We start from the raw sequence: 7,875 nt of genomic DNA on the forward strand, positions 1-7,875 counted from the left end.
CGTCCTAACTCACCAAACCCGATCGCAACGCCCGCACTGCCGCCTGGGTGCGATCGCTAGCACAGAGCTTGCTCAAAATATTGCGCACATGGGTCTTCACCGTGCCAATCGAAATTTGGAGTGCGTCCGCGATCGCTGCGTTGTTGTGCCCCGCCACGATCAGCTCTAGCACCTCCAGCTCCCGATTTGTCAACGGATCCGCATCAATCAGCTCCTCATACTGAGGGCTGACAGCATCAATCGTCGTTTGGCGATCGCTCTCCAAATCCGGTCGCGGCTTTTGGGTTTCCTGTAGCACAATCCGAGCGATTGCTGGATCAATCCAAGCATTGCCTTGGTGGGTCGCCTCAATGGCCTCCACCAGCTTATCCAGCTTCACATCCTTCACGCTGTAGGAATCGGCTCCCGCCGCAAACGCCGCCAGCACCGAATCCTCACTGTCATGCATCGTCAGAATGAGAACCTTCGTTCCCCCCTGCCCGTCATGCAATGATTCATCCCCAGCCGTTTGCTGGGCCTTAAAGCGGCGCGTCACCTCAATGCCGTCCATGTCCGGCAAACCAATATCCACGATCGCCACATCCGGATTCAAATGCTGGAGTAGCGCTAACCCGCGCTGTCCATCCGCTGCATCCCCCACGATCTCAAGCTGGCTGTATTGCTGCAGTGCAGTTTTCAGCCCCACCCGGGTCAAATCATGATCTTCAACCAACACAACTCGAATCTTACTCATCAATCGATCATATAGATATAGATAGTTGGTTTCAGTATGCCGTATTTTTGCAGAGACCTGTTGTTCGGAACACCACCCCAGATCCACACACGATTGGGGCAGCGAATGCTCTAGACTGAAATATCGAACTCCAGTCTTAGAAAAGGGAAGCAATCATGCGGCTGTCTCAGATGCTCTTTGTCACGTTGCGGGAAGATCCAGCCGAAGCCGAGATTCCTAGCCACAAGTTACTCCTGCGGGCCGGCTACATTCGCCGCATCGGCAGCGGTCTCTACGCCTACCTGCCCTTCATGTGGCGCGTCTTGCAAAAAGTGTCGCAGATTGTCCGCGAAGAAATGAACGCTACCGGTGCCCAGGAATGCCTGCTGCCCCAACTGCAGCCCGCCGAACTCTGGCGCGAATCGGGACGCTGGGATACCTACACCCAAGCCGAAGGCATCATGTTTGCCCTAGGCGATCGCCAAGAGCGAGAACTGGGCCTTGGCCCCACCCACGAAGAAGTGATCACCGCGATCGCCCGTGACCTAATCCGCTCCTATCGCCAACTGCCCGTCAACCTTTACCAGATCCAAACCAAATTCCGCGACGAAATTCGCCCCCGCTTCGGCCTGATGCGCGGCCGCGAATTTATCATGAAAGACGCCTATTCCTTCCATCCCGACACCGACAGCCTGGATCAGACCTACAGCGCCATGCACGACGCCTACTGCAACATTCTGCGGCGTACCGGTCTGGCCTTCCGCGCCGTTGATGCCGACTCCGGAGCGATCGGTGGTTCTGGCTCCCAGGAATTTATGGTGCTAGCCGATGCTGGAGAAGACGAAGTCCTCTACACCGACGATGGCCACTACGCCGCCAACGTCGAAAAAGCCGTCTCCCGCCCCGCTGATGCCCTGCCCTCCGCCTACACCGCCTACGAAAAACTCCAAACCCCTAACACCCCCACCATCGCTAGCCTCTGCGAATTTCTCAACTGCTCCCCCACCCAGATTGTCAAAAACGTCCTGTACCAAGCCACGTTCGACAACGGCCAGGCCGTCCTCGTCTTGGTGAACATTCGCGGCGACCAAGACGTCAATGAAGTCAAGCTCACCAACGAGCTCACCAAACTGGCCCCCACCTACGGCGGCAACACTGTCATTGCCCTCACCGTACCCGATGCCGACCAGCAGAAAACCTGGGCCGCCAAACCCCTGCCCCTCGGCTACATTTCCCCCGGTCTGGCCGACGACTACATTCAACCCACCGCCAACCTCGCGCCCAAATTCCTGCGCTTGATGGATCAAACCGCTACCGATCTGGAAAACTTTGTCACCGGCTCCGATGAGTCCGGCTACCACGTTGTGGGAGCCAACTGGGGCAGCGAAGTTCCTCGGCCCACAACCGTCGTCGATGTGCGCACAGCCCAGGTTGGCGATCGCGCCCTCCATGACCCCAGCCAACTCCTAAAAAGCGCGCGCGGCATCGAAATCGGCCACATTTTCAAACTGGGCACCAAATATTCCCAAGCCCTAGGAGCCACCTATACCAACGAACAGGGCGAAGACCTGCCCTTGGTCATGGGCTGCTACGGCGTCGGTGTTTCCCGCCTCGCCCAGGCCGCCGTCGAGCAATCCTACGACAAAGATGGCATCATCTGGCCGGTGGCGATCGCCCCCTACCATGCCATCGTCGTCGTGCCCAACGTCACCGATGCCGACCAAATGGCCGCTGCCGAACAGCTCTACGCCGACCTCAACGCCGCCGGGGTGGAAACCCTCCTAGATGATCGGGATGAACGAGCTGGCGTCAAATTCAAAGACTCCGAACTCGTGGGCATTCCCTTCCGCGTCGTCACCGGGCGATCGCTCAAGCAAGGTAAGGTAGAAGTCGTCCAACGCGCCGACCGTAGCTCCCAAGAGCTAGCCCTCGCCGATGTTGTCCCCACCCTCAAACAATGGGTTGCCGACGCCCTTAACGCCTGATGGAACTGATCACCGTCCTGCTCACTGGCTTCATCAGCGTCCTCTCCGCTGGCGGGGTGGTGATCGACCAAGTCACCACCACCGCCCTTGAGGATCAGCTTCACGATGCCGAACAGCTTGACGTCCGCATCGACAACACCCCCAGCTACCAGTTGGTGAACGGCACCCTCGATCGCGTCCGCATCGCTGGCCGCGGCCTCTACCCCGTCGAAGACGTGCGCATCCACCTCCTCGACATCGAAACCGATCCCATCCACCTCAATGCCCCCGACCTGCGCCGTGGCACCCTCACCCTAGAGGAACCCCTACGCGCCGCCCTGCGTCTGGTGATCACACAGGATGACCTAGACCGGGCCCTCACCTCGCCCTACGTCCTAGACCAACTGCGATCGCTCACCCAGTCCCTCAGCAACGACGAAGCTGCCCTTGAGGATTTTCTCAATCCCCAACTCCAATTCATCGGCAATAACCGCCTGCGCCTCGACGTTGTGTTGCAAAGTGATACAGATCCAGTGGCGATCGCCGCCGAATTTACCCTGAGATTACAATCCGGATCTAGGCTAGAGGTAGCGGATCTGGATCTGAGCATCGACGATCAGCCCGTCCCGGACACCATCACCAACGCCGTTGACCAGATCCTAGAACAACAGCTCGACCTGAGCCGTCTAGAAGACCAGGGCATCATCGCCCGTTACCTTCAGCTCGACATCCAAGCAGACCAACTGAGCCTTGTTGGTTTCCTCATGATCGAGCCCGCCGACTAGTTTTACCAAGGAGTCCCCCATGACTGAAGATCGTCACGTTTCCCGTTCCTCCATCACCGCCATCCCCCGCAAACTTCTCATCGCTATCCTGGCCGGCCTACTCCTCGTCGGCGGTGGCACCATCTGGTGGCGCGTGGCCACATTCCAATCAGCCGAAACGACCGTCCAAGATCCTGACCCCGACACCGTTACCCCCGACCCCGCTCAGGAGATTGAAACCCAAGCCTACCTGCTCACCCTCGACGGCGACGCCATCCTGCTCAGCCCTAGCGCGATCACAATTCCAGATGGCGACCCCGAAACAGTTTTAACCAGCACCTTCGAGCAACTGTTATCCGGCAATCTCAACACCGATAACGTGTTCACCGCCATCCCCGACGGCACCACCCTCCAGTCACTTTCCGTTGAAGATGACGGCGTTTACCTCAGCCTCTCCCCCGAATTTACCCAAGGCGGCGGCAGCGCCTCCATGCAAGGTCGCCTCGGACAGGTGATCTACACCGCCACCAGCCTTGATGCCGATGCCGCTGTATGGATTTCCGTCGATGGCGAACCCCTAGAACTTCTCGGCGGCGAAGGACTGATCGTCGATCAACCCATGACCCGCACCGACTTTGATCAAAACTTCTCCTTGTAATCACCAAGCTGGCCAAGAGACGTAACGTCAAGAGAGCAGCCTTGATGGACTGACTTGCAACAGCCAGCGTCAGGTAAGGTGTGAACTTGTCCCTAAGGCATTGCTGAATCGATAGATGATTTGCCCTCATCCCCAGCCCTTCTCCCCAGGGAGAAGGGAGCTAAAACTCCTGTCCCCTCTCTCTAGGTACGTTGTCACCCGTTCAGTTGATCGACAGGTAAGGTGAGTCCTACCGATCAACATGGGTTAACCAGAATGCTAGGTGCGCGGTTGGGGATCAGGGTCGATGGATGGATGACTATGGACAGGCGTAGCAGATTCTTCCTCAAGGCGATCGCTCCCCAGCCAGCGGCCCATACGCCACTGAAAACCATCGATGTAGGTAAAAATCACCGGGACGACCACCAGGGTAAGTAGCGTAGCAGTGACCATGCCGCCAATAACAGCGATCGCCATAGGACTGCGGGTTTCAGCATCTGCACCAATTTCCAGGGCAATGGGTATCATACCCGCGATAGTGGAAAAGGTAGTCATCAAGATCGGCCGCAGGCGCGATACACCGGATTCCATCACGGCTCGGAACTGGGGCATCCCATAGTCTCGCTGATTAGCTAGGGCTGAATCTACCAGCAAAATGGCATTTTTGGTCACCAACCCCATGAGCAATACGATGCCGATGAGGGCAAATAACCCAAGCTCTTTCTGAGTGATCATCAAGGCAATTAACGCGCCACCGAGGGATAAGGGTAGGGCGGTTAAAATCACAAAGGGATAGAGAAATCCGTTGTAGAGCAACACTAAGATAGCGTAGATACAGAGGACACCCGTACCCAGAGCCTGGAGGAATCGCGAGAAAATATCTCGCATAATTTCCGCATCCCCGGCGGGTCGCTGGGCAACCTCCGGCGGGAGGTTTTGCAGGGCGGGCAGGGTCTCGACCTGGGCAAAGGCTTCTCCAAGGGATAGACCTTCTAGGTTGGCACCGAGGGTGACCTGCCGAGCCCGGTCAAAGCGCTCGATGGTGGCAGGGCCGCTACCGAGACGAATATCGGCAACGGCAGATAGGGACACCATCGCACCAGACTGACTGGGAATCCGCAGGTTGCGCAGGGTGTCGAGATCACTACGGGTGTCTGGATTAAGCTGCACGCGAATGGGAATTTGGCGATCGGGGAGGTCAAACTTGGCGGAGTTGGCGTCGGTGGCCCCAATCGTTGCAATGGATGCCGTGCGGGCGATCGCTTGCACCGTGACGCCCAAGTCGGCTGCTCGTTGGGGATCGGGCACAATCAAAATTTCTGGACGCACTTGGCTAGCACTGGAGTTGACGTCCACGAGACCCGTGACCTGTCGCATCTGTTGTTCAAGGGCGATCGCTGTCTCGGTGAGGGCATCAGCATTTTCGCTGGTGAGCACCAATCTGAGGTCTTGGCTGTTGCCCGCCGCTCCCTGGCTTTCAAAGCTAATGCGAGCGCCGGGGATTTGGCCAAACTGCTGCCGCATCTCACGCTCAAACTCTGGTTGCCGCACCTGTCGCTCGGCGCGAGGTTTGAGGTTAATGGTTAGCTTAGCTGCATCGGAGCCATCACCCCCTACTTCCACCAACACGGACGCCACCGCCGGATGCTCTTGCACCTGCTGGGTGACCCGTTGAGCCAAGCGATCGGTCTCGCTGAGAGGCGATCCGGGGGGCAACTCAATCGATACCGTACTCAAGCCCGTATCCCCAGCGCTGAAGAGACCCGTGGGAATGAGGGGCACCAGTTGCAGGCTACCGATGAAAAAGAGTAGGGCGATCGCTAAGGTCACCAACCGATGGCGTAATGCCCAGGTAATAATGCCTCGATAGGTACGGGGGCGCGATCGCGATGGAGTCGCTACTTCTGGGGAAAAGCGGGCGCGCGGTGCCTGGGTACTCGGTTTGAGCAGATAGGCGGCCATCATGGGTGTCACTGTGACGGCGACCAGGGTAGAAAACATCGTGGCCACGGCTACTGTAATGCCGAAGGGCTGGAAAAACTGACCGGGCACGCCCCCCATGAAAGCTACGGGCACAAATACCGCCACAATCGTCGCCGTGGTGGCAATCACCGCAAAGCCAATTTCCGCCGAGGCATCTAGGGCAGCCCGCATGGGCTTCTTACCCATCTGTAAATGCTGATCAATATTCTCGATCATGCAAATGGCGTCATCCACCAGGTTACCCATAGCCAGGGCTAGGGCCAAGAGCGTCATGCCATTCAGGGTATAGTCGAGCGATCGCATCACCAGAAAGGTAGGCACAATCGATAGCGGCAAAGCCAGCGCTGTGATCAACGTCGGTCGCCAATCTCGCAAAAAGAGACCCACCACAATCACGGTGAGAATAGACCCCATCACCAGCGCGCCCTGGGTGGCCGCTGAAGACTGGCGAATGGGATCCGCCTGGGTAACCACTAACTCCAGCCGCACGTCCTCCGGTAGGGTCGTTTGCAACCGTTCCACGGCTGCCCGCACGCCTTCCTCCACGGAAACGAGGGTGCTGCCGGTACTGCGCAGGACGGAAAAGGCTACCACCGGCAAGGCTTCGGATTGCAGGGCTGTATCGACAAATCTTGCCTGTTGTCGCACTTCGCCAAAGCTGTCTTCTACCTGCCCAAGGGCATTCAGGGGCACGGTTCCCCCTGCAGGCAGACCAATGGGGTAGGCGCTGAGGGCCTCCACCGTGTCGGCACTGCCGAGGGTGCGAATATTATTCTCACTGCCTCCCGCATCCGATCGCCCCCCTGGTAAATCCACATTCAGGGCGCGAACTTGATCATTGACTTGGGTGGCCGTAATGCCTAGCGCCTGCAGCCGTTCGGGACTGAGGTTGATGCGGATTTCCCGATCGAGACCCCCAACTCGGCGAATTTGGGACACCCCTGGCACCGACAGCAACTCCCGGCTGATGGTGCGATCCACTAAGTTACTGAGCTGCTCCACCGACTGCTGCTCCGATGTCACCACATAGGTCATAATCGGGCCGCCAGCAAATTCTAGCCGCTGCACCACCGGCTCGTTGATTTCCTCGGGCAGGTCTTGGCGGATTTGGGCGATGGCATTACGCACATCATTGGTGGCGCGATCGCTGTCGGTGCCCAGCACGAAACTAATGGTGGTCGTAGAACTGCCGTCAGTCACCACAGAATTAATATCATCAATATTGCCCAGCCCCGCCACCGCGTCTTCCACCTTGCGCGTCACCTGGGTTTCGAGTTCTGAGGGCCCCGCACCGGCTTGGGTAACGGTGATGCTCACCGCCGGAATATCAATATTAGGATTGGAATCGATACCCAATTGGGTAAAGGCCATCAAGCCCGCCACCATGAAGACCAAAATCCCCACTAAAGTAGGGACTGGTTTGCGAATCGACCAAGCAGAAAGTTGCATAACCCAAGTTCCAGAAAATGTCCTAGCGATGGAGCAGCAATGACGGGGACGGCATCGCTATTCGTTCGGCATGATGGCGACGCGATCGCCTTCGTTGAGATAAGAAGCACCGGCTACGACGATGCGATCGCCCGGATTCAGCCCCTGGAGTACCTCCATCTTCGGAGACTCCCCAGGCAGAACGTCGCCCACCGTAATCGCTTGGGCGGTGACGGTTTCATCCGCCTGCACCACATAGACCGCACTGCTGCCATCAGGCCGGGGCAAGACCAGCAATTCTCAGTATGACGATTCAACTGGTATTGGGCGGGATGTCTAGCTCTAGACCTTCCAGCATGAAGGTGAGCAGATGATCCCAACTGTCGA

General features: G+C 57.8%; 6 protein-coding genes. 3 read left to right on the plus strand and 3 right to left on the minus strand.

Annotation, left to right across the window (positions count from 1 at the left end; translation table 11 throughout):
- Nucleotides 1-4 precede the first annotated feature (4 nt).
- The gene (locus JUJ53_RS20500; protein WP_204153887.1) at nt 5-733 is read right to left on the minus strand and encodes a response regulator transcription factor; all 729 of its coding nucleotides are present in this window, start codon (nt 731-733) and stop codon (nt 5-7) included.
- A gap of 155 nt (nt 734-888) precedes the next feature.
- Here JUJ53_RS20500 and proS point away from each other — a divergent pair, with 155 nt between their 5' ends.
- From proS to JUJ53_RS20515, 3 genes are read left to right on the plus strand one after another with little or no spacing between them, the layout of a single operon-like run.
- Nucleotides 889-2,697: a proline--tRNA ligase gene (proS, locus tag JUJ53_RS20505; RefSeq protein WP_204153888.1), complete on the plus strand. Its 1,809-nt coding sequence runs from the start codon at nt 889-891 to the stop codon at nt 2,695-2,697.
- The gene (locus JUJ53_RS20510; RefSeq protein WP_204153889.1) at nt 2,697-3,461 is read left to right on the plus strand and encodes a DUF2993 domain-containing protein; all 765 of its coding nucleotides are present in this window, start codon (nt 2,697-2,699) and stop codon (nt 3,459-3,461) included. Before proS ends, JUJ53_RS20510 begins: the two co-directional genes overlap by 1 nt.
- A gap of 19 nt (nt 3,462-3,480) precedes the next feature.
- Nucleotides 3,481-4,098 (plus strand): GerMN domain-containing protein, encoded by a 618-nt coding sequence (locus JUJ53_RS20515; protein WP_204153890.1) that lies wholly within the window; start codon nt 3,481-3,483, stop codon nt 4,096-4,098.
- A gap of 258 nt (nt 4,099-4,356) precedes the next feature.
- Here the strand turns inward: JUJ53_RS20515 and JUJ53_RS20520 are convergent, their stop codons facing one another.
- Together JUJ53_RS20520 and JUJ53_RS20525 are read right to left on the minus strand one after the other, a co-directional pair.
- The gene (locus JUJ53_RS20520) at nt 4,357-7,509 is read right to left on the minus strand and encodes an efflux RND transporter permease subunit (RefSeq protein WP_204153891.1); all 3,153 of its coding nucleotides are present in this window, start codon (nt 7,507-7,509) and stop codon (nt 4,357-4,359) included.
- Nucleotides 7,510-7,566: 57 nt separating this feature from the next.
- Nucleotides 7,567-7,776: a hypothetical protein gene (locus JUJ53_RS20525; protein WP_204153892.1), complete on the minus strand. Its 210-nt coding sequence runs from the start codon at nt 7,774-7,776 to the stop codon at nt 7,567-7,569.
- Between the last annotated feature and the right edge of the window lie 99 nt (nt 7,777-7,875).

It is taken from the genome of Leptolyngbya sp. CCY15150 (assembly GCF_016888135.1).
Taxonomy (GTDB): Bacteria; Cyanobacteriota; Cyanobacteriia; order RECH01; family RECH01; genus RECH01.